The sequence below is a fragment of the Streptomyces sp. NPDC056231 genome (genome assembly GCF_048270745.1).
Classification (GTDB): domain Bacteria; phylum Actinomycetota; class Actinomycetes; order Streptomycetales; family Streptomycetaceae; genus Streptomyces.
In genome coordinates this window covers 4,133-25,753 of record NZ_JBLVKW010000081.1, presented here as the reverse complement: position 1 = coordinate 25,753, position 21,621 = coordinate 4,133, and the positions used below count along the sequence as shown (strand labels likewise).

Annotated in this window: 18 protein-coding genes, 1 pseudogene and 1 riboswitch; of the genes and pseudogenes, 4 read left to right on the top strand and 15 right to left on the bottom strand. The window is 70.8% G+C overall.

The window, feature by feature from the left end; all coding sequences use genetic code 11:
- Window positions 1-129 precede the first annotated feature (129 nt).
- The 3 genes and pseudogenes from ACNPQM_RS36615 to ACNPQM_RS36605 all read right to left on the bottom strand — a co-directional run bounded on the left by ACNPQM_RS36615 (window position 130) and on the right by ACNPQM_RS36605 (window position 3,871).
- Entirely contained in the window at window positions 130-1,959 is a 1,830-nt protein-coding gene (locus tag ACNPQM_RS36615) for a phosphodiester glycosidase family protein (RefSeq protein WP_418087343.1), read from the bottom strand.
- Between the two features lie 176 nt (window positions 1,960-2,135).
- Window positions 2,136-2,315 (bottom strand): annotated as a pseudogene (locus ACNPQM_RS36610) (class I tRNA ligase family protein); the annotation flags it as partial.
- 188 nt (window positions 2,316-2,503) lie between these two features.
- Window positions 2,504-3,871 (bottom strand): peptidase C39 family protein, encoded by a 1,368-nt coding sequence (locus ACNPQM_RS36605; RefSeq protein ID WP_358861551.1) that lies wholly within the window; start codon window positions 3,869-3,871, stop codon window positions 2,504-2,506.
- A 175-nt stretch (window positions 3,872-4,046) separates the two neighbouring features.
- Between ACNPQM_RS36605 and ACNPQM_RS36600 the strand changes: the two genes are divergently transcribed.
- Window positions 4,047-4,676 carry a uridine kinase family protein gene (locus ACNPQM_RS36600; RefSeq protein ID WP_418087342.1) on the top strand — a complete coding sequence of 210 codons (630 nt, stop codon included), beginning with the start codon at window positions 4,047-4,049 and terminating at the stop codon, window positions 4,674-4,676.
- Between the two features lie 360 nt (window positions 4,677-5,036).
- Entirely contained in the window at window positions 5,037-6,950 is a 1,914-nt protein-coding gene (locus ACNPQM_RS36595) for an AAA family ATPase (RefSeq protein ID WP_418087341.1), read from the top strand.
- Between the two features lie 121 nt (window positions 6,951-7,071).
- Here the strand turns inward: ACNPQM_RS36595 and ACNPQM_RS36590 are convergent, their stop codons facing one another.
- The 11 genes from ACNPQM_RS36590 to ACNPQM_RS36540 all read right to left on the bottom strand — a co-directional run bounded on the left by ACNPQM_RS36590 (window position 7,072) and on the right by ACNPQM_RS36540 (window position 17,245).
- Window positions 7,072-8,217: a hemolysin family protein gene (locus ACNPQM_RS36590; RefSeq protein ID WP_358861549.1), complete on the bottom strand. Its 1,146-nt coding sequence runs from the start codon at window positions 8,215-8,217 to the stop codon at window positions 7,072-7,074.
- Window positions 8,214-9,584 carry a hemolysin family protein gene (locus ACNPQM_RS36585; RefSeq protein ID WP_418087340.1) on the bottom strand — a complete coding sequence of 457 codons (1,371 nt, stop codon included), beginning with the start codon at window positions 9,582-9,584 and terminating at the stop codon, window positions 8,214-8,216. The genes ACNPQM_RS36590 and ACNPQM_RS36585 overlap by 4 nt, the downstream gene beginning before the upstream one ends.
- A gap of 183 nt (window positions 9,585-9,767) precedes the next feature.
- A complete protein-coding gene (locus ACNPQM_RS36580) occupies window positions 9,768-10,232 on the bottom strand; it encodes a PH domain-containing protein (RefSeq protein ID WP_418087339.1) in 465 nt (154 codons plus the stop codon).
- Window positions 10,233-10,276: 44 nt separating this feature from the next.
- Entirely contained in the window at window positions 10,277-11,125 is an 849-nt protein-coding gene (hisG, locus tag ACNPQM_RS36575; RefSeq protein ID WP_358861546.1) for an ATP phosphoribosyltransferase, read from the bottom strand.
- Between the two features lie 66 nt (window positions 11,126-11,191).
- Window positions 11,192-11,464, bottom strand: coding sequence for a phosphoribosyl-ATP diphosphatase (locus tag ACNPQM_RS36570; protein ID WP_266422236.1), 273 nt, complete (start codon window positions 11,462-11,464; stop codon window positions 11,192-11,194).
- Between the two features lie 35 nt (window positions 11,465-11,499).
- Entirely contained in the window at window positions 11,500-11,985 is a 486-nt protein-coding gene (ribH, locus tag ACNPQM_RS36565; protein WP_366133011.1) for a 6,7-dimethyl-8-ribityllumazine synthase, read from the bottom strand.
- A gap of 29 nt (window positions 11,986-12,014) precedes the next feature.
- Window positions 12,015-13,310 carry a bifunctional 3,4-dihydroxy-2-butanone-4-phosphate synthase/GTP cyclohydrolase II gene (locus ACNPQM_RS36560; protein ID WP_358861544.1) on the bottom strand — a complete coding sequence of 432 codons (1,296 nt, stop codon included), beginning with the start codon at window positions 13,308-13,310 and terminating at the stop codon, window positions 12,015-12,017.
- Window positions 13,307-13,951: a nicotinamide mononucleotide transporter family protein gene (locus ACNPQM_RS36555; RefSeq protein WP_358861543.1), complete on the bottom strand. Its 645-nt coding sequence runs from the start codon at window positions 13,949-13,951 to the stop codon at window positions 13,307-13,309. Before ACNPQM_RS36555 ends, ACNPQM_RS36560 begins: the two co-directional genes overlap by 4 nt.
- Window positions 13,948-14,565 carry a riboflavin synthase gene (locus ACNPQM_RS36550; protein ID WP_358861542.1) on the bottom strand — a complete coding sequence of 206 codons (618 nt, stop codon included), beginning with the start codon at window positions 14,563-14,565 and terminating at the stop codon, window positions 13,948-13,950. The genes ACNPQM_RS36555 and ACNPQM_RS36550 overlap by 4 nt, the downstream gene beginning before the upstream one ends.
- The gene (ribD, locus tag ACNPQM_RS36545; RefSeq protein WP_418087338.1) at window positions 14,566-15,666 is read right to left on the bottom strand and encodes a bifunctional diaminohydroxyphosphoribosylaminopyrimidine deaminase/5-amino-6-(5-phosphoribosylamino)uracil reductase RibD; all 1,101 of its coding nucleotides are present in this window, start codon (window positions 15,664-15,666) and stop codon (window positions 14,566-14,568) included. It abuts the gene before it with no gap.
- Between the two features lie 159 nt (window positions 15,667-15,825).
- Window positions 15,826-15,956, bottom strand: a riboswitch (FMN riboswitch).
- 98 nt (window positions 15,957-16,054) lie between these two features.
- Window positions 16,055-17,245 (bottom strand): ROK family transcriptional regulator, encoded by a 1,191-nt coding sequence (locus tag ACNPQM_RS36540; protein WP_358861540.1) that lies wholly within the window; start codon window positions 17,243-17,245, stop codon window positions 16,055-16,057.
- 149 nt (window positions 17,246-17,394) lie between these two features.
- Here ACNPQM_RS36540 and ACNPQM_RS36535 point away from each other — a divergent pair, with 149 nt between their 5' ends.
- Both ACNPQM_RS36535 and ACNPQM_RS36530 read left to right on the top strand, forming a co-directional pair.
- Complete coding sequence (locus ACNPQM_RS36535; RefSeq protein WP_418087337.1) at window positions 17,395-18,624, top strand: MFS transporter; 1,230 nt, start codon at window positions 17,395-17,397, stop codon at window positions 18,622-18,624.
- 199 nt (window positions 18,625-18,823) lie between these two features.
- Window positions 18,824-20,215 (top strand): uracil-xanthine permease family protein, encoded by a 1,392-nt coding sequence (locus ACNPQM_RS36530; RefSeq protein WP_358861538.1) that lies wholly within the window; start codon window positions 18,824-18,826, stop codon window positions 20,213-20,215.
- Window positions 20,216-20,397: 182 nt separating this feature from the next.
- Here the strand turns inward: ACNPQM_RS36530 and ACNPQM_RS36525 are convergent, their stop codons facing one another.
- The gene (locus ACNPQM_RS36525; RefSeq protein ID WP_418087336.1) at window positions 20,398-21,453 is read right to left on the bottom strand and encodes a sporulation protein; all 1,056 of its coding nucleotides are present in this window, start codon (window positions 21,451-21,453) and stop codon (window positions 20,398-20,400) included.
- Window positions 21,454-21,621: the final 168 nt, after the last annotated feature.

Below are 21,621 nucleotides of genomic sequence, written 5' to 3'. Positions count from 1 at the left end.
GCAAGAGCAGCGCTGGTCGCCGCCGAAGAGCGGCAACCAGCGCTCTTCGCTCGACTACGAGCCCTGATGCACGAACGCTGCCGCGATCACCGTCAGCCTTGTCCATCTGGAGCGGCGAGGTGAATTACTTCACGGCTTCTTGATGATGACGACCGCGTTACTCACCGCGCGCTCGCGCAGCGTGCCGCCCCAGTCGTCCACGGGCCGGTTGTAGAGCGTGTCGTTGGCGATGAGCGTGGTGTCGCCGCCGCTGCCCCGGCCCACCGCGTCCGTCGCCCCCAGCCACTTCATCACCTTGGCTGCCTCGGGCAGAGTCACTCCCACGCTGAGCATGGGGTCGCGACCGTCGATGGTGACGAGCAGAAGTTCACCGGACGCGGTCACTCCGGCGAGGGTACGGGCGTGGCGCTGCAGCAAGGTGTTGTTCGAGCGGCACTTCTGGCCCGGGCCGAGGTCGGCAGGGACACAGGAGTACTGGGACATGCCGTTGGCGGCCGGGTTGAGCCACACCTCGCCGCCTCGGACCAGCGCCGGAGTGCCGCCCGCGACCGCGGACAGCGTGGGGGTGGTCACCGACTTCCCGGCCCGGCCGAGCACTTTCGAACCGGGCTTGTACGCCTTGCCGACCTCGGAGTGGGCCCGCAGCCAGTCGGCGCCCGCGCCGATGCCCTGCAGGACCCGGCCGCCGGCCGGGATCGGACCGCCGGCCGGGCTGCGGAGCTCCTTGACAACCCAGTTGCCGTCCATGATGACATCGACGGTATGCGCGGCGAAGTCCCGTTCGTTCGCGTACCACTGGGCCTGCCACCCTGTCGTGGCGTCGGTCCACGGCTGGTCCCAGCGCATCGGGGTGGGTGTGGTGGCGCCCCATTCCGGGCGGAAGACCACGATCTCGTTCGGGTCGAGGCAGCGGGTGTTGCGCCACGGCTGGAGCGTCTTGACTCGGTCAGTGGAGCGGTAGTCGTCACCGACGCCGCCGCAGCCGAGGACCTGGCCGGCCGGTTGATGCCGTCGACCACGCGCACGCTTCCGTCGGGAGCCGCCACCTGTGTCTGGGAGGTGACCTCGTCGACGGCGGCTCGACTGCCAAGTCCCTCCAGAAGCAAGGAGGTGCGTCCATTGTTTGGGGCGCCAAGCAGCGTGTTTCCCTGCATGTACAGGCCCTGCGGCACACCCTCGAAGCCGGCGAAGGACGGGTTGTTGGGGCCGCCGATGTCGAATTCGGAGCCGTTGACCGCGACCAGCGCGCCACTGTCCTTGGCCAGCTGCCGCACCGTCTCGGAGTTCTGGACGTCCGTCCCGTGCACGGCCTTCAGCGTGCTGGGCCGACGGGGCGACGGTGATGACCCTGACCTGCCACGGGCCCCTGCTCGCGCCGCCGTCCTCCGCGGTGAAGAAGGACCGGCTCTTGCCGAAGCCCGCCGCGGCCAGAGCGCTCTGCAACTGGACGGCGTCAGCCCGCCGGTCGGCCGCGAACCGGCCGGCCCGGACCCCGTAGCCCACGATCCTGCTGTCGGTGTCGGCGCTCTCCTGCACGGTGAAGGTGTCGACGCGCGCTTCGAAGCCGGCCACGGTCACCGCCGCCGCGAGTGCGTCGGCGTCCGCCCTGGTCCCGAAGGTCTCAGTGCCCTTCTCGGGGTGGCGGACCCAGACTGCCCAAGAGTCCGAGGCCTCCCCCTGCCAGTACTTGCGGTAGGTGACGCCCGGCGCGAACTCCTCGGCGGGCCGGGTCTGGGTGGGCACGTCCTCGGGCCCGAGCGGCATTCGCCCCACCGGCTCGGCGCCGGCTGCCGCGGCGGCTTCGGCCTGTGTCAGCCGGCCGGGGGCGGCAGCACCCAGCAGGAAGACGGCGCTCAGCGCCAGGGCCGTGGGTATGGCTATGGAGCCAGTGAATCGGGGGGCGCGCGGCGCGGCACTCAGGTCTCCGTTCGGGTGGGCCCGTGCTGGCGGGCGCTCCACCCTAACCAACCTCGCCGTTACGGTTGTTGCGACGAGGCGTCACTGGCCGTCGACGGGTTGGCGTACGGGGGTCCGAGACGCCGGCACGGCGAACGGCCGCCCTCGTCGGGCACGGTGGGGGAATCGCCTGCCTGCTGCTGTGGCTGACGGGGGACGGCGTCGGCCATTACCTCCAGGGTGACCTCGACATCCTGCTGCGAGGAGTTGCGCCCGAAGGAGTCGAAGGCCAGCTCGAAACCGTCGTACACGGCCTTCTGCGCGTCGTGCGCCTGAGCGCAGAACTCGGCGACGGACAGTCCGGCCTCCTTGGCGGCCGGCTCGGCCGGCGTGCCGTGTTCGCCGGTGGCGCAGATGTACTGTCCGCACGGCGTGCGGCACAAGTGGACCACCGTGCCCCTGACGAGCGGCGTGTCCGTCCGCGAAGTGTCTCGCCGGCTCGGACATCGCTCGTTCAAGGTCACGGTGGACCAGTACGGTCGCCTCGCGCAGGACGGCCAGGAGCGCTGCCGTCAGGGCGTCAGGACGGCCATGGGGCCGCACATGCTCACACCAGGCCCAGCGACTGCAGCGCGCGGCGCTGACTCGGTGCTGGATCAGCGGGCCAGTAGACGTAGCAGACGCCGCCTGTACCGCTTCTGACCTTGCCGTTCGCGTCGTAGCGCTTGGTGCGGAGCCAGATCGTCTCCCACTCGTGGCGTTTGTAGATCCGGCGGACGGCCTCGTTGCTCGGCGAGGCGGGGTCGTTGGCGATCACGTCGCCGTCCGCCGTGAACCCGATCACGGTCATGAGATGGCCGGAGGTCCCGTACCCGGCCCCGGTCAGCTCCTCCTTGCGGAACGACTGCGACGTTATGACCGGGATGCCCGCCCGGATCAGCGTCTCCACGTCCGTCAGCGAACTCAGCCGGGTCACCGCCGCGCTCATGCCGTCGTACGTGGCGGCATAGGCGGCGTTGAAGGGCCAGTTGCCGCAGCCCTCGTACTGGTAGTCGTACGTGAAGCGGGCCGCGTGGCAGACCTGCGGGTCCGCGAGGCCCGGCTTCACCCAGGCGAGATCCTCGGTGGTGGGCCTCCGCCCCCAGTACTCGATGATCATCTGCGAGGAGGTGGGGCTGCACCACGCCTCACCGCCGTTGTCGTACTCCGGGTACTGGCCGACGTGCACATTCTGCGAGTAGCGCGGCACCGGCAGTTCCCTGGCGAGGCCCGGCGTGCTGGGCTCCACGGTGAACCGGTCGGGGATGTCCGAGGCCATCGCGCCGAGCCGCCACACGGTCGGCGTGAGGCGACTGCCCGGGGTCCGGTAGAGGGTGAGCCGCAGCCGGTAGGAGACCAGCCGCAGCCCGCTCGCCGCGTCGTCCACCGAGAAGGTGTCCGTCCAGATCGAGCTTTTGCCGTCGGTCTGGTCGTCGACGGAGGTACGGCGGATGTCGCCGTCGCCCGCCGCCCAGCGGCCCATCACATACCAGGGGGTCTCGGTGTCGTCCGAGTAGCGGCCGCACAGCTCGATCTGGATCCAGGTACCGGCCGGTGCGTCCGCGTTCCAGGACGCGATCACCTCGGTGGCCGGGACCGACGAGCGGTGGCGCGGCGAGGTCCAGGTCGCGTACTCCCAGGCCGCCGTCGTCCCGGTGTGCGGGTCCGTGTAGTCGGTACGGCCCTGCGGGACGCCGATCACCAGTCCGGGTCGCCGGCCAGCGACGGCACGCGTCCCGGCGCCGGAACCACTGCGCCAGTCGGTGTACGTACGCCAGGAATGGTTGTCCACCAGGGACGCGGCAGGCGAGGGCGTGGGAGGCGGGGCGAGCGAGGGCGCGGCGGCCGCGGAGCCTGCGGACGCCGCCGTGCCGGCGCCGGCGGCCACGGCGAGCGCGGCAGTCAGCACGGTTCTGCGTGAAGTCGGTCTGTTCATGGGCGAGACCCCCGGTCGTTGGCGGAATGGGGCTGCGGGTGCACGACAGTGCGCCAACTATTGCGGTTCGCGGCCGGATTGGGCCAGTGATTCACCTCGCGCCGCGGAACAAATATTGGTCTGGTCCACTGACGTGACCTGCGGTTGCTTCGTACCGCCTCGTACGCTGGTCCGCATGAACGACCTCGCCCGCCTCGCCTCGCGCCTGATCAACCTGCCGCCGTCCTGCGGACCCGTGCGGCTGATCGCCGTCGACGGTCATGCGGGCTCGGGCAAGAGCACTCTCGCCTCCCGCCTCTCGGCGGCGCTCGGGGACGCGCCCGTGCTGCATCTGGACGACCTGGCCACGCATGAGGAACTGTTCGGCTGGACAGGCCGGCTCCGGGACCAGGTGATCGGCCCGCTGTCGCGCGGGGAGACCGCGCACTACGCGCCGTACGACTGGACAGCCCGGCGCCTCGGCCCACCGCAGACGCTGGAACCGGCACCGGTGGTACTGATCGAGGGAGTGGGCGCCGGCCGCCGGGCCCTGCGCCCGCATCTCGCCCAGCTGTGGTGGATGGAGCTCGGCCCCCTGGCGTCCTGGCAGCGGGGCCGACGGCGGGACGGGCCGACACTTTCGGCCTTCTGGGACGGGTGGACCGCAGCCGAGGAACGACATTTCGCCGCCGATCCGTCGCGCCCGTACGCGGATGCGCTGGTACGTCAGTTGCCTGTGGGGTACGAGTGGCTCGAAGGACCCCGCGCGACAGCAGGAACGAACCGCTCCGTCACCCACCGTGAGCGTCCGGGTGCGACGTACTGACCAGTCGGAAAACGGCCCGGGAGTGCCTCAACTCCGCTTGACCCGGGGGCGGTACAGGTCTTACGTTCTCAATGTGCGGCTTTTCGGAGCCCTCACAGACGCGAAGCCCCCGGTTGTTCCCCCGTGATCGGGGGCTTCGTCCTGTCCCCGCACCCACCTTCGTACGGCTGTCCACCGTATTCCGCTTACCCTCGGTCACGGTCCCCGTTCTGCTTGCGGTGCCCTTAGTCGCGCACCACCTGCGCAGGTACGATGCCTCTCGGTGCGGTCAATTCCCGTCCACGGCAGCATGGTTCAGCGCGCCTGGACGGGCGGGTCATGCGGCGGGACAACCGGGGGGCACGGCTTGTGGGGGACCTGATGGACATCGGCACGCAGGGCGCACAGGCCCCGGCCGACCTCGCCTGGCTGCGCGGCGTGGACGCCTACACGATGGGCGCCTATCCGCAGGCCGAGGAGGAGTTCAGAACGGCGGTGCGGCTGGATCCCGGTATGGCGGACGGCTGGCTCGGCCTCCATGCCCTGCGGATCGACACGACGACCGCGCTGCTGCGGATGTACCGCCACCGCGAGCGCTTCGGCGAACAGCGCACCCGCCATCGGCGCACGCTCAACTCCTGGTACTGGCTGGGCTGGTGGGTACAGCCCGTACTGGAGAGCCCGCGCGACCTGCTGCTCGCGCACGCCTCGCACTGGCTGGACGGACGCCATGTCCCCGAGCTGGACCGGGCGCTGGCCGGACTGCCACCCGTGGACGCGGACCCTCAGGTGCGGTTTCTGCACGCCTGCCGCTCATATCTGGTGAAGGACTGGGAACAGCTCGTCCGCCACACCGAACAGCTCGTCGACGATCCGCTGCTCGGCATCGAGGCGGGACTCTTCGGCGGGATGGCGCGGGTGCGGCTGGAGATGTACGGGCAGGCCGAGCCGCTGCTCTCCACCGCGCTGATGCGCTGCCGCAGCGAACAGCCGCAGCGCAAGGAGCTGCGCTACTGGCTGGCCCGCGCGCACGAGGGCACCGGGCGCAGCGCGGCCGCCCTGCCGCTCTACCGGGCGGTGCACCGGATCGACCCGGCGTTCATGGACACCTCGGCGCGGCTCGCCGCGATCGCGGACTACGACGGGCTCGAAGGCTCCGACGAGGCGGCCGGTCTCGCGTCCGTGTCGCTGACCGGGCTGGGCGCCGGTTCCACGGCCGCGGAGGCGCTGCCGGACGGGGACCCGCTGCTCGGCACCGATCCGGTGGGCGGGCGGGAACTGCGGCCCGGCGGCGATCCGGAGAACCTGCCGGGCGCCGGGGTGCCTCCTCGGGCAGACGGGGCGCGGAAGAAGACCGCCGTGCCCGGCCAGTCCTCGCAGGCATTCCCGGCGGGGCCCAGCGATCCGGTGCTGCTCGCCGCGGCGCTGGCGGAGCTGGAGCGCATGGTCGGCCTCGAACCGGTCAAGCGCCAGGTCAAGGCATTGTCCGCGCAGTTGAACATGGCGCGGCTGCGGGCCGGTCAGGGGCTCCCGGTCCAGCCGCCGAAGCGCCACTTCGTCTTCTCCGGCCCCTCGGGCACCGGGAAGACCACAGTGGCCCGCATCCTGGGCCGGGTCTTCTACGCGCTGGGGCTGCTCGGCGGGGACCATCTCGTCGAGGCCCAACGCTCGGATCTGGTCGGCGAGTTCCTCGGACAGACAGCGGTCAAGGCCAATGAGCTGATCGACTCGGCGCTCGGTGGGGTGCTGTTCGTCGACGAGGCGTACAGCCTCTCCAACTCCGGCTACAGCAAGGGCGACGCGTACGGGGACGAGGCGCTGCAGGTCCTCCTCAAGCGGGCCGAGGACAACCGGGACCATCTCGTCGTCATCCTCGCGGGCTACCCCGAAGGCATGGACCGGCTGCTGGCCACCAACCCCGGACTCTCCTCCCGGTTCACCACCCGGGTGGACTTCCCCAGCTACCGGCCGCTGGAACTCACCTCGATCGGTGAGGTCCTGGCCGCGGACAACGACGACGTGTGGGACGAGGAGGCCCTGGAGGAGCTGCGCTCGATCAGCGGCCATGTCGTCGACCAGGGCTGGATCGACGAGCTGGGCAACGGACGGTTCCTGCGCACGCTGTACGAGAAGAGCTGCGCGTACCGGGACCTGCGGCTCTCCGGGTACGCGACGGTGCCCACCCGCGACGATCTTGCGACGCTGCGGCTGCCGGATCTGATGCAGGCGTACGGCGAAGTACTGTCCGGCCGGGGGCAGGTTGACCGGGGCCAGCAGGAGCCTCCGCCGCTGTGACCTCGTCGGCCGGGTGGGCGGTGTCATCGTGTCGGGCGTCACCCGGTGGGCGGTTTGTCCCCGCTCGCCGGACGGGCTGCACTGAGCGCCCGTCCGGCGAGGAGGCCTGGCACGACCGTTCTCAATCGCCGGACAGGCTCGAGAAGGCCGACGGGCCCGATGCGGTTGCCAGTGGTTGCAGTTCGTCCGGGACAGGGGCTGCCGACGCCACGTCCACCGTCCGGCGGGGTATCGAGACCCGGTGCGCCGGGTCGCGCACCTCGCCCACCAGCATTTCCAGGACGTCCTCCATCGCGACCAGACCGAGGATCCGGCCCGATGCGTCGGCCACCTGGGCCAGATGGGTGGCGGCGCGACGCATCACCGTCAGGGCGTCGTCCAGGGGCAGCTCCGCGCGCAGTGTCGCCATCGGGCGCCAGATGTGCTGCGGGACAGCCCGTTCGTCGTCCTCCAGGTCGAGGACGTCCTTGACGTGCAGATACCCCATGAACGGGCCGCCGCCCTCCGCACAGACGGGGAACCGCGAGTAGCCGGTCCGTACGGACAGATCCTCGATCCTGCGCGGGGTGACCGACGGGTCCACCGTCACCAGGGCTGCCTTGGCGAGCAGCACATCGGTGACCGGCCTGCTGCCCAGCTCCAGGGCATCCTCCAGCCGCTCCTGCGCCTCCGGTTCCAGCAGTCCGGCCTGCCCGGAGTCCTCGACGAGCCGGTTGAGCTGCTCGCTGGTGAAGACGGCCTCGACCTCGTCCTTGGGTTCGACGCGGAAGAGCCGGAGCACCAGCCGGGCGCAGGCGCCCAGCGCCGTGGTGACGGGGCGGCACAGCCGGGCGAAGCCGACCAGGGCCGGGCTGAGCCACAGCGCGGTCTTCTCCGGGGCTGCCATCGCCAGGTTCTTCGGGACCATTTCGCCGATGACGAGGTGGAGGAAGACCACGAGGACGAGCGCCAGCACGTAGCCGAGCGGGTGAATGAGCTCCTCGGGGATGTGGACCGCGTGGAAGACCGGCTCCAGCAGGTGGGCGACGGTCGGTTCGGCGACGGCGCCGAGGGTCAGGGAGCAGACAGTGATGCCGAACTGGGCTGCGGCCATCATCTGCGGCAGGTTCTCCAGGCCGTAGAGCACTTGGCGGGCCCTGCCGGACCCGGCTGCCGCGAGGGGTTCGATCTGGCTGCGGCGTACGGAAACGAGTGCGAACTCGGCACCGACGAAGAAGCCGTTCGCCAGGACGAGGAGCCCGGCGAAGAGCAACTGGACGACGCTCATCGGGCGCCCTCCAGGACACCACGGGCGGCCGAGGGCTCGTCGACCGGTTCGGCCGGTTCGGCGATGCGTACGAAGCGGACCTGCTCCGCACGGTAGTGACCGACCTGGCGGACCGAGATCCGCCAGCCCGGCAGCTCGGCCCGGTCGCCGGGGGCGGGGATCCGCCCGAGCAGATCGGCGACCAGTCCGGCCACCGTCTCGTACGGTCCTTCCGGTACGTCGAGGCCTATCCGGCGCAGGGTGAGGACCCGGCAGCTGCCTTCGGCGTCCCAGGCGGAACGGCCGTCCTCGGAAACGGCGGGGACCAGTTCGGGCCGGTCGGCGCCTTCCGCGTCGTGCTCGTCCCTGACCTCGCCGACCAGCTCCTCGATGATGTCCTCCAGGGTGACGACCCCGGCGGTGCCACCGTACTCGTCGACCACGACGGCGATCGGCTGCTCCTTGCGCAGGCGCTGGAGCAACTGTTCGACCGGGAGTGTCTCGGGTACGAGGAGGGGCGGTACGGCGATCCGGCCCGCGGTGGTGCGCAGGCGTTCCTGGGCGGGCACGGCGAGCGCGTCCTTGAGGTGGATCATGCCGACGACCTCGTCGATCCGGTCCCGGTACACCGGGAAGCGGGAGAGGCCGGTGGCGCGGGTGAGGTTGAGGACGTCCGCCGCGGTGGCGGTCGACTGCAGGGCGCTGACCTTCACGCGCGGTGTCATGACGTGCTGAGCGGTGAGTCCGGCGAGCGACAGGGTCCGTACGAAGAGATCGGCCGTGTCCTGTTCGAGGGTGCCCGCCTCGGCGGAGTGCCGGGCCAGGGAGACCAGTTCACCGGGGGTGCGGGCGGAGGCCAGCTCGTCGGTGGGTTCGACGCCCAGCAGGCGGACCAGCCGGTTGGCGACGGTGTCCAGCAGCGTGATCACCGGCCGCAGAGCACCGGCGAAGCGGTGCTGGGGGCCGGCCACGAACCGGGCGACCTGGAGCGGCCTGGAGACCGCCCAGTTCTTCGGTACGAGCTCGCCGATCACCATCTGGACTGCGGAGGCGACGATCATCCCGATCACCATGCTGACGCCGGGTACCGCCCCGCCGGGGAGGCCGGTCGCGGTGAGGGGTCCGGTGAGCAGCTGGGCGAGGGCCGGCTCGGCGAGCATGCCCACGACCAGTGAGGTGATGGTGATGCCCAGCTGGGTGCCGGAGAGCTGGAAGGAGAGCTCGCGCAGGGCGTCGACGACGGTACGGGCCCGCCGGTCGCCCTCGGCGGCGGCGCGCTCGGCGTCCGGCCGCTCCACCGTGACGAGCCCGAATTCGGCCGCCACGAAGAATCCGTTGGCGAGGATGAGAAGGAATGCTGCGCTCAGAAGCAGCAGGGGGATGGTCATGCCGCCGCCTCCTGGGAAGGGGCGGCGCAGGTACTACCGGACGATCCGTCCATTGATGGAGGGAGTCACTCCTTGGGTCGCAGGAAAGCCCCGCCGGCCCGGGGGCCTCTGGTGCGGGGCGGGGCGCACAGGGCGCCACCGCCCTCCAGAGTAATCAAGAAGTGGCCGTGCGGGGCAGGGGGCTCAGCCGTTCTCCGTACAGGCGCCGTGGTTCTCGGCGAGTGTGCGGAGCGTACGGGCGTCGCGAATGGCCTGTTCCTTGGCGATTCCGGGCTGGATGCCGAGGGCGGGCATGCTGGTCCCGTCGCTGAGGTCGAGAAAGACCCACGGGTCGCCGACGCGCAGGTTGACGCGGAGGATCTCCGCCCAGGACAGCCGTCGGGTGCGGGTGAGATTGACCACGGTCACCCCCTGGTCGTCGGCGACGACCTTGGGGCGGCTGAGCAGCGCCAGGACGGCGAAGAAGAGCAGCGCGGTGAAGATGAAGCTGATCCGCTCCCCCGGGCTGAGCTGCTCCAGGCTCATAGCGATGACGGTGATGACGACGAACATCGCCGCTCCGACGGTCAGCAGGACCACCCGGGTACGGGTCGGCCGGAAGGTGACCGGGAGGGCGGGAAGTTCGGGCCGGGGAGCGGAGGTGGACATGGTGTTCTTCTGTCTTCCGGGGGTGATCGCTTGTGGTCCGGCCGTCAGAGGCGGCAGGCGTGGATGGCCGTGGTGAGGATGGCGCGGGCGCCGAGCTCGTACAGGTCGTCCATGATCCGCTGGGCCTCCTTGGCGGCGACCATGGAGCGGACGGCGACCCAGCCCTCGTGGTGCAGCGGGGAGATCGTCGGCGACTCCAGGCCCGGGGTGAGGGCGACGGCGCGCTCCAGGTGCTCGACGCGGCAGTCGTAGTCCATCATCACGTAGCTGCGGGCGACCAGGACGCCCTGGAGGCGGCGGAGGAACTGCTGCACCTTGGGGTCGTCCTCGGCGGCGCCCGTCCGGCGGATGACGACGGCTTCCGACTTCATGATCGGCTCGCCGATCACTTCGAGCCCCGCGTTGCGCAGGCTGGTGCCGGTCTCCACCACATCGGCGATGACCTGGGCGACGCCGAGCTCGATGGCGGTCTCGACCGCGCCGTCGAGGTGGACGACGGAGGCGGTGACGCCGACGTCGGCGAGGTGCTTGGCCACGATGCCCTCGTAGGAGGTGGCGATCGTCATGCCGTCGAAGTCCTGCGGCCCGGCGGCCGTGCCGGGCTTGGTGGCGTAGCGGAAGGTGGAGCGGGCGAAGCCGAGCTGCAGGATCTCCTCGGACTGCGCGCCGGAGTCCAGCAGCAGATCGCGGCCCGTGATGCCGATGTCGAGACGGCCGGAGCTGACGTAGATCGCGATGTCGCGCGGGCGCAGATAGAAGAACTCGACCTCGTTGTCGGGGTCGACGAGGACGAGCTCCTTGGACTCCTTGCGCTGCTGGTAACCGGCCTCATGGAGCATCGCCATCGCAGGCCCGGAGAGAGAACCCTTGTTGGGAACGGCGATGCGCAGCATGAGGTCAGGTTTCCTTTGTGCGAAGGGGTTTTCTACGGACGTGACGTGCGGGGTACGGAACTGTGCTCAGAGGTGGGCGTAGACGTCGTCGAGCGAGATTCCGCGGGCGACCATCATCACCTGGACGTGGTACAGCAGCTGGGAGATCTCCTCGGCGGCGGCGTCCTTGCTCTCGTGCTCGGCGGCCATCCAGACTTCGGCGGCCTCCTCGACGACCTTCTTGCCGATGGCATGGACGCCCTTGTCCACCAGCTCGGCGGTGCGGGAGGTGGAGGGGTCGCCGCTGGCGGCCTTGAGCTGCAGCTCGGCGAAGAGCTCTTCAAAGGTTTTGTTCGCCATGATGGTCCTTAGCGTACGGGGTCCGGCACCCCCGTTCAGCGCCAGGGCTCGCTGACGGTACGCAGCGTGGCGGCGGTTGCGACGGCCGCGGTGACCGCTTCGTGTCCCTTGTCCTCGTTGGAACCTTCGAGCCCGGCCCGGTCGAGCGCCTGCTCCTCGGTGTCACAGGTCAGTACACCGAAGCCGACCGGGACTCCCGTGTCGACGGCGACCTGGGTGAGCCCGTTGGTGACGCCGTGGGACACGTACTCGAAGTGGGGTGTGCCGCCGCGGATGATCACGCCGAGCGCGACGATCGCGTCGTAGCCGCGGCCGGCGAGGACCTTGGCGACGACCGGGAGCTCGAAGCTGCCGGGCACCCGGAGCAAGGTCGGCTCGTCGATGCCGAGCTCGTGCAGGGCGCGCAGCGCGCCGTCGACGAGGCCGTTCATGACCTTCTCGTGCCACTGGGCGGCGATCACCGCCACTCGCAGGTCACCGCAGTTGCGTACGGACAGTTCGGGTGCACCCTTGCCGCTCATGTCTCTCCTACCGCTCGTTTCCGTGCTCGTTACTGGTTGCCGCAGGTCGACACCGAGGCGGTGTCGAGCCAGGGCAGGTCGTGTCCCATGCGGTCCCGCTTGGTGCGCAGGTACCGCAGGTTGTGTTCGCCGGCCTGGACGGGCATCGGCTCGCGTCCGGTGACCGCGAGGCCGTGCCGCAGGAGCGCCGCGGTCTTGTCGGGGTTGTTCGTCATCAGCCGGACGCGGTGGACGCCGAGGTCCTGGAGGATCTGGGCGCCTGCCGCGTAGTCCCGGGCGTCGGCGGGCAGGCCGAGCTCCAGGTTGGCGTCGAGGGTGTCGACGCCGCGCTCCTGGAGCTCGTACGCGCGCAGCTTGGAGAGCAGGCCGATCCCCCGGCCCTCGTGGCCGCGCAGATAGACGACGACGCCGCGGCCCTCTTCGGTGATGCGCTGCATGGAGGCGTGCAACTGGGGGCCGCAGTCGCAGCGCTGGGACTGGAAGATGTCGCCGGTCAGGCACTCGGAGTGGATGCGGACGAGGGTGTCGTCGCCGTCACCGAGGTCGCCGTGGACGAGCGCGACGTGCTCGACGCCGTCGACGGTGGAGCGGTAGCCGTACGCGGTGAACTCTCCGAACGACGTCGGCAGCCGGACCTCGGCCTCGCGGCGGACGGTCGGCTCGGCGGAACGGCGGTACGCGATCAGGTCCTCGATCGAGATGATGGTGAGGCCGTGCTTGCGGGCGAACGGGACCAGCTCCGGCAGCCGCAGCATGACGCCGTCCTCGCCCGCGATCTCGACGATCGCTCCGGCGGGACGGAGCCCGGCGAGCCGGGCCAGGTCGACAGCGGCCTCGGTGTGGCCGTTGCGGACCAGGACACCGCCGGTCCTTGCCCGGAGCGGGAAGATGTGGCCGGGGCGCACGAAGTCGCCGGGGCCGGCCCGGCCGCCCGCCAGCATCCGGAGCGTGGTGGCCCGGTCGGCGGCGGAGATGCCGGTGGTGACACCGTGCGCCGCAGAGGCGTCGACCGAGACGGTGAACGCCGTACGCATCGACTCGGTGTTGTGCGCGACCATCTGCGGCAGGTCGAGCCGCTCCAGCTCGTCGTTCTCCATGGGTGCGCAGATCAGGCCGCGGCACTCACTCATCATGAAGGCGACAATCTCGGGGGTGGCCTTCTCGGCGGCGATGACGAGGTCGCCCTCGTTCTCCCGGTCCTCGTCGTCGACGACGACGACGGGGCGGCCGGCGGCGATGTCGCGGATCGCCTGCTCGACGGGGTCGAGGGACAGGTCCTCGGCCGTGCTGTCTTCCCGGTGCAACCAGGTGGGCTGGGCAGTCATGCCGTGGCTCCTTCCAGAGCGGGTGTCCGCGAACGCAGCCACCAGTCGCGCATGCCCCACAGGACGAGGGCGCCGTACACGACGTAGATGAGACCGGAGAAGGCGAGACCGCTGTGGAAGTTCAGCGGTACGCCGACCAGGTCGACGAGAAGCCAGGCGAACCAGAACTCGACCATGCCGCGGGCCTGGGCGAACATCGCGACGAGCGTGCCGGCGAATATGTACGCGTCCGCCCACGGGCTCCAGGAGAGCGAGGGGAACGCGGTGAACAGACCGCCGACCGCGAGGGTGCCCACCGCGGCGGCGCCCATCAGGAAGCCGCGCTCACGCCAGGTGGCGAACCGTACGGCGAGGGAACCGTCCTGGGCCTGCTGCCTGCCCCGGGTCCACTGCCGCCAGCCCCACACGGCCACGGCGACGACCACGAGTTGCTTGCCGACGCTGCCCGCCTGGTGGACGGAGAGATTGGCGGCGACCAGGACGACGCCGGACAGGAGCTGGGCGGGCCAGGTCCAAATCGAGCGGAGCCAGCCCAGGGCCAGCGCGATCAGACCGACCGTGTTGCCGATCATGTCGGACCAGATGATGCGCTGCCCGAAGGCGGTGAACGCCTCCGAGTTCAGCCAGTTCAGCGCAGTCACTTCGCCGGCTCCCCGGGCTCCTGCGCGGTGGTGCCGAGCAGCCGCTCGACGTACTTCGCGATGACGTCCACCTCGAGGTTGACCGGGTCGCCGGGCTCCTTGATGCCGAGCGTGGTCAGGGCGAGGGTGGTGGGGATGAGGCTGATGGTGAAGTAGTCGGGCCCGGCGTCGACGACGGTCAGGCTCACGCCGTCGACGGTGATCGATCCCTTCTCCACCACGTAGCGGGTCAGCTCCGCCGGGAGGGAGATCTTCACGATCTCCCAGTTCTCGGAGGGCTTGCGCTCGACGATGCGGCCCGTGCCGTCGACGTGTCCTTGGACGATGTGTCCGCCGAGCCTGCCGCCGAGTGCCATGGGGCGCTCCAGGTTGACCCGGGAGCCGGTCTCCAGCGCGCCGAGGCTGGACCGGTTCAGGGTCTCCGCCATCACATCGGCGGTGAATTCGCCGTCGCCGAGGTCGACGACGGTGAGGCAGACGCCGTTGACGGCGATGGAGTCACCGTGCTTCGCGCCTTCGGTGACGACGGGACCGCGCAGGCGGAATCGGGAGGCGTCGCCGAGCTTCTCGACGGCGGTGACCTCACCCAGTTCTTCGACAATTCCGGTGAACACTCAGTTTCCCTTCCGGGCAGGGCCGGGGACGGCGGTGATGCGCAGATCGGGGCCGATGCGTACGGTCTCGGTCACATCGAGGCGCAACGCCTGGGCGATGGTGGAGATTCCGGCGTCGGCGAGGGCTGCGGGGCCCGCGCCGAGGAGCACGGGGGCGAGGTAGCCGACGACCTTGTCGACCGTTCCCGCCGCGACGAAGGCCCCGGCCAGGGTCGGGCCGCCTTCGAGGAGTACGGATCGGACGCCGCGCCCGTGCAGGGCGGCAAGCAGGGCGGGGATGTCCAGGCCGCGGCCGGTGGCGGCGCGCGGCAGTCTCAGGACGGTTCCCTCGGGAAGACGGCTGGTGTCGGCGTCGTCGGCGACCGCGATCAGCGTGGGCGCCGTGGTGTCGAGGACGCGGGCGCCGGGCCGTACCGCAGTGGCATCGGTGTCGACGACGACCCGGAGCGGCTGCACGGCGCCTTCGATGCCACGTACACCGAGCTGGGGGTCGTCCGTGCGGGCGGTGCCGGAACCGACCACGACGGCGTCGGCCTCGGCGCGCAGCCGGTGGACGTCGGCGCGGGACTCGGCGGAGGTGATCCAACGGCTGGTGGCGTCGGCGGCCGCGATCCGGCCGTCGAGGGTCGCCGCGTACTTCCACAGCACGTACGGACGGCCGAGCCGCACCGAGGTCAGCCAGGCGGTGTTGCCCGCCTCGGCGAGTTCGCCGAGGAGTCCCTGTTCCACGGTGACCCCGGCGGCGCGGAGGGTGTCCGCGCCGCCGGTGGCCTGCGGATTCGGGTCGGCGACCGCGTACACGACGCGGCTGACGCCGGCCTCGGTCAGCGCCTGGGCGCAGGGGCCGGTGCGACCGGTGTGGTTGCACGGTTCGAGGGTGACGTAGGCGGTGCCGCCACGGGCCTTCTCGCCTGCCTCGCGCAGGGCGTGGATTTCGGCGTGCGGCCCGCCGGCCCGCTGGTGGAAGCCTTCACCGGCCGGCTGCCCCTCGGCGTCGAGGATCACGCATCCGACGACCGGATTGGGGCTGGTGGAGCCGAGTCCGCGGGCGGCGAGCGCGATCGCTCGGCGCATGGCGGCGGTGTCGGCTGCGGTGTCCACCGGGTCCTCCTGCCTCTTCGGGCACGGACTCCGGGGCCTGTCGATGACGACAGATGAAGCGGAACGCAACAGGGGACGCCGAAACCGAAGACACGGACGCAAGTGTTCCGGGGATCCCGGACATGCGTCCGCCGACGGCGGCGTACCTGTGACGACCCGCCGCGCACTGCCTCCCATCCGGACTTTAACCGTCGGTCCAGGAATCCCACCTGGTCAACCGGCCGCTGGATGCGGACGGGTCGCGGACTATAACCGCCGGTTCGGAATTGCACCGACCCCGGAGTGCGCTGCTGCTGGTACACGGTCAGTGTGCCACGCCCACTCATGGGCCATGCGAAGGAGTGCCTGTGGAGTGGCTCACAGACCGGCCCGGGGAGCCCTCCGTACCTCAGCCGCCCGCGGTGAACAGCTCGTCCTGAGCTGCCTCGCGGGCGGCGAGCAGCGCGCCGCGCAGTACCGCGGAGCCGCCGAGAGCGCCTGCCCTGACCTCCGTGCGCAGTGGGGACATCATGGCCAGCCGTTCCTCGACCCGAGACGCCAGCGCGTCGCCGCCCGCATGGCCGACCTCGCCCGCGAGGACCACACAGCCGGGGTCGATGACCGACGCGACGGCGGCGGCGCCCACCGCCAGGCGGTCCGCGAGCGCGCCGAGGAACGCCTCGCCCTCCCCCTCCCCCGCCAGAGCTGCCCGTACGGCGGACGCGGCGGCGGGTTCCTGTTCCCCGGAGCCCGGCCGCGTATGCACGTCGATGCCGTGTCCCCGGGCCAGTTCACAGACCGGCACGGAGCCGGCCAGGGAGTGGAACCCTCCGTCGCAACTGACCGCGGAGGGTACTCCCGTCGTGCCCGGCACGGGCAGGAAGCCGATCTCGCCCGCGCCGCCGGAGGCCCCGCGGCGCAGCTTGCCGTCCAGCATCACGGCGGCGCCGATGCCGTGGCCGAGCCAGAGCAGGACGAACGTGTCACGGTCGCGGGCCGCTCCGGCGCGGTGCTCGGCGACGGCGGCGAGGTTGGTCTCGTTCTCGACGAGCACGGTCGCAGGCAGCCGCTGCTGCAGCACCCGGACCAGGCGGCGGTGCCAGGCGGGCAGGCCGGTGGTGTCGTGGAGCTCGCCGGTGACCGGGTCGATCAGGCCGGGGGCGCCGATGCCGACGCTGTGCAGCGGTACGGCGCCCGCCTCGCGCGCGGTGCGTTCCAGCAGCGCCGCGGCCTGCTCGGCGGCCGCATCGGTTCCGGTGTCGCTGCCGATCGGCAGGGTGGCCTCGGCGAGCGTGACACCGAGGAGATCGGCGACGACGACGGCGACGCTGTCGGTCCGTACGTCGAGAGCGGCGAGGTGGGCCCGGTCGGCGACGATTCCGTACAGCCGGGCATTGGGGCCGCGGCGTGCGGCGCCGCTCTCGCCGACGACCCGGATCAGCCCGGCGCCCTGCAGCCGCTCCACCAGATCGGCGACGGTGGGACGGGAGAGTCCGGTCAAGGTCTTCAGCTGAGTGGCCGTCAGCGGGCCGTCCTGCTGGAGCAGTCGCAGGGCGAGCCGGTCGTTGATGGCCCGGGCGGTGCTCGGTGATGCGGGCATGCCGAGATCCTTCCAGATCACTGCCGCACGGGAACTGACCGTGATGGTCTATTTATCAGGCAGGGTTCCTGATAGTTTACTGGCCGCACCGCGGAGCGGGCGCCGGGGCCACCGGCGGCAGAGAATTCCCAGGGGAGGGAACAGCCGGCATGACGACGGATTCCGCAGAGACGGTCTTCGGTGCGGAGCAGGTGAGGCGGGCCAGGTTCGCAGTCGCTGCGGTCTTCACCGTGCACGGAGCCGTGACCGGCAGCTTCGCCACCCGCGTGCCCTGGATCCAGGACCACGCCGGGCTCAGCGCGGGGCAGCTCGGTCTCGCCCTGGCGTTCCCGGCGATCGGTGCCTCGCTCGCCATGCCGCTGGCCGGTGCGATCAGTCATCGCTTCGGCGCCAGGACGGCGCTGCGCGGGCTGCTGGCGCTGTGGACACTGGCGCTGGTCCTGCCCGCGCTGGCACCGAACCTGCTCACGTTGTGCGCGGCACTCCTCGTGTACGGGGCATCGGCCGGCATGTCGGACGTGGCGATGAACGCCCTCGGTGTCGAGGTGGAGAACCGTCTCGGCAGGTCGATCATGTCCGGGCTGCACGGGATGTGGAGCGTGGGTGCCCTCATCGGTTCGGCGGCGGGCACAGTGGCCGCGCACCTGGGCGCCGACGCCCGGCTGCACCACACCGTCGCCGCCCTCGCGCTCACCGTGCTCGGCCTGATCGCCTGTCAGGGCGTGCTGGATCTGCGCAGCGAGCCGGACGAGGAGCCGCCGCCGCGGTTCACGCTGCCCCCCAGGTCGGCACTGGTCATCGGCGCGGTGGGCTTCTGCGCGGTGTTCGCGGAGGGGGCCAGCCTGGACTGGTCGGCGGTCTATCTCCGGGACGTCATGGACAGTTCCGCGGGACTCGCAGCCGCGTCGACGACGGCGTTCGCGCTCACGATGGCGGTGGCCCGGATCGCCGGGGACAGAGTCGTCGACCGGTGCGGCGCGGTCAGGACCGTGCGGGTCGGCGGTGTGCTGGCGACGGCCGGCGGGCTGCTCGTGGTCACGTCGCCGAACTCGGTGCTCGCGATGTGCGGCTTCGGGCTGCTCGGCCTCGGTGTCGCCGTCGTCGTCCCCCTGGCCTTCGCGGCGGCCGGGCGCAGTGGACCGAACCCGAGTCAGGCGATCGCGGGCGTTGCCACCATCACGTACACCTCGGGACTCATCGCTCCGTCGGCCATCGGTTCGCTGGCCGAGGCGACCTCGCTGATCGTCTCGTTCGGCCTGGTGACAGTGCTGGCGTTCGGACTGGTGCTGGGCGCCGGCGTGTTGCGGGCGGGCAACCGCCCGGTCGCGGCGAAGGGGGTCGGCGCGCCCGGCACGGCGGCGGCCGAACCCCGCGCCTGAACGGTCCGGCCAGGCGGAACAAGTGCGGATGCGGTGTCCAGCGTACGGCTCATGGATGGGGCCCGGCCGAGGCCGACGCAACGGGACCCGACACGAGTCAACGGACGCTCCGGCATTACCATGACGCTGATCTTTTCCGCGGATCGCGCCGGGCCGGACGAACAGCACCGGGCACCGCACGGACACACAGGGAGCAACCATGGGCGGCCTCGGCGTGCGCTGGACCTTGCACGGCGACGGAAAGACTCCCGCACCGGGGGCCGTGGTCCGGCCCGACGAGCGGCTCTCCTGGCCCCGTACGTTCGGGCTCGGCGCCCAGCACGTGGTGGCCATGTTCGGCGCGTCGTTCGTCGCTCCCGTGCTCATGGGTCTGGATCCGAACCTCGCGATCATGATGTCGGGTGTCGCGACGGCCATCTTCCTGCTGGCCACCCGCGGCCGGGTGCCCAGCTACCTGGGCTGCTCGCTCTCCTTCGTCGGCGTGGCCGCGACCATCCGGGCCAGTGGCGGCGACAGCTCCGTCGTCACCGGGGCGGTCTTCGTCGTCGGCGCGGCGCTCTTCCTCGCGGGTCTCGCGGTGCAGCGGTTCGGCGCTCGGATCATCCATGCGGCGATGCCGCCCGTGGTCACCGGCGCCGTCGTCATGCTCATCGGCTTCAACCTCGCACCGGTCACCGCATCGACGTACTGGCCGCAGGACCAGTGGACCGCGCTGGCGGTGATGCTGTTCACCGGAATGGCCGTCGTGTGCCTGCGCGGATTCTTCTCGCGTATCGCGATCTTCCTCGGCCTGGTCTTCGGCTATGTGCTGTCCTGGGTCCTGGACCAGGTCTTCGGCAAAATCCATTCACCGGCGGGCGGCGCCGAGGTGGTCGACCACTGGCGGCTCGACCTGTCGGGTGTCTCCAAGGCCGACTGGATCGGACTGCCGTCCTTCCACGCCCCGAGCTTCGAGTGGTCCGCGATCCTGGTCGCGCTGCCGGTGGTGATCGCGCTGATCGCGGAGAACGCAGGGCACGTCAAGGCCGTCGGCGAGATGACCGGTGACCCGCTCGACGACAAGCTCGGCACCGCCATCTCGGCGGACGGCGTGGCCTCCATGCTCTCCACCGCCGTGGGCGGCCCGCCCAACACCACGTACTCCGAGAACATCGGCGTCATGGCCGCCACCCGCGTCTACTCCACCGCCGCGTACTGGGCCGCCGCCTGCTTCGCCCTGCTGTTCGGCCTCTGCCCCAAGTTCGGTGCGGTCGTCGCCGCCATCCCGGGCGGGGTCCTCGGCGGCATCACCGTCATCCTGTACGGAATGATCGGTCTGCTGGGCGCCCAGATCTGGATGAGCGGCAACGTCGACCTCCGTAACCCGCTGAATCTGGTACCGGCCGCCGCGGGCATCATCATCGGCGTCGGCGGGGTCAGCCTGAAAATCACCGACAACTTCGAGCTGAGCGGAATCGCCCTCGGCACCATCGTCGTGATCACCGGCTACCACGTGCTTCGGGCCTTCGCCCCGGCCCATCTGAAGACCCAGGAGCCCCTGCTGGACGCGGGTACGTCCTCGTACGACGACACCAAGCCGCCCACGCAGTAGCCACGCCCGGCAGAGATTCCGAGGGCCGACCGCTGGCTGGACCGCGGTCGGCCCTCCGCTGTGACGCCGGGCCGGCCCGGCTGACCAGGTCGCCAGGAGTCATCTCGCGGAGGTCGTCCCGCCATCCTTTCGGTCTGACGGCGCCTTGCCAGAACCCTGACGGGAGCTACTGGCCGTGCAGGCTACTCGTCGTCGTCCCCGCCCTCGTCCTCGTCTTCACCTTCGAAGAAGTCGCCGATCTCGTCGACGACTTCGGCGGCCACCATGCCGCCGACCACACCCACGGCCAGGCCCGCGGCGCCGGCCGCGATGGCGGTGCCCATGCCGGGCCCGGAGCGGTGCCCGTGGTCGTCGTGGCCGTGGTGGCCGCCGTGGCCGTGACCCTTGTCGGCGTGCGTGCCGTACCCGCTGTGCCCGTACGGGTCGTGCGGGATGTGCGGGGTGTGGCTGTACGGGTCGTGGCCGCCGTGGTGGCCGAGGAGCTGGTTCATCCAGGTCTCGACCTCGGCGTTCCAGTTGCGGCCGGCGGCCTCGTGGTGGCCGTAGGAGAAGCGGGTCAGCGCGTCGTGGCCGCCGTGGAAGAGGCCGCCGCGCTTGTCCGCCTCGATGACGACCTCCACGCCGGCCGGGGAGGCGAGGAAGGTGACCTCGATCTCGCTGACCTGGTGGGCGTACTGCGCAGGCGGGGTGAGTTCGATCTCCTGGTAGAAGGGCAGCTGCTGGCCGGTGCCGTGGATGTGTCCGGCCTCCAGGTCGGCGGACTTGAAGGCGAAGCCCAGTTGGCCCAGGGCCTCCAGGATCGCCTCCTGGGCGGGCAGCGGCCGTACCGCGAGCTGGTCGAGGTCGCCCTTGTCCTTGGCGCCGGCCACCCCCAGCTCGGTCCGCACGCCGAGGATGATGCCGAGCGGCTGCCCGTACAGCTCGGTGATCGGCGTCTCGTGCGGCAGCGGGAAGGCGAACGGGACCGAGCGCAGCTCGCCCTCGGCCAGGCGGAAGCTGCCGCCCACGGTCGTGCGGTGGAAAACGACCGCGCCCTCGGACTCGCCGTGGTCGTGCTCGGCCTCCACGCGGGCGACCAGTTCCAGGGTGATGTGGTCGATGGTGAAGTCGGCGTTCCCGCCCCTCAGGTTGACCTGACCCGACAGGGTCCCACCAGGGACGGCGGCGATCGGGTCCAGGACCGTGTCCACCTGCGGGCCGCCCACACCGAGCGAACCGAGCAGCTTCTTGAACACCATGACGGCGTTCCCCTTCTCGTGTACGTGATCTTCAAAGAACCGGACGGGGGCAGGCGTCGCCATGGAGCCGGCGCCAGCCCCCCCCCGGAGAGGTGTTAAATAGCGACGTCGAGCGTGACCAGCGCCGGCGCCCCGCGGGCGGCCTTCAGATAGGCGAGGGCGGCGACA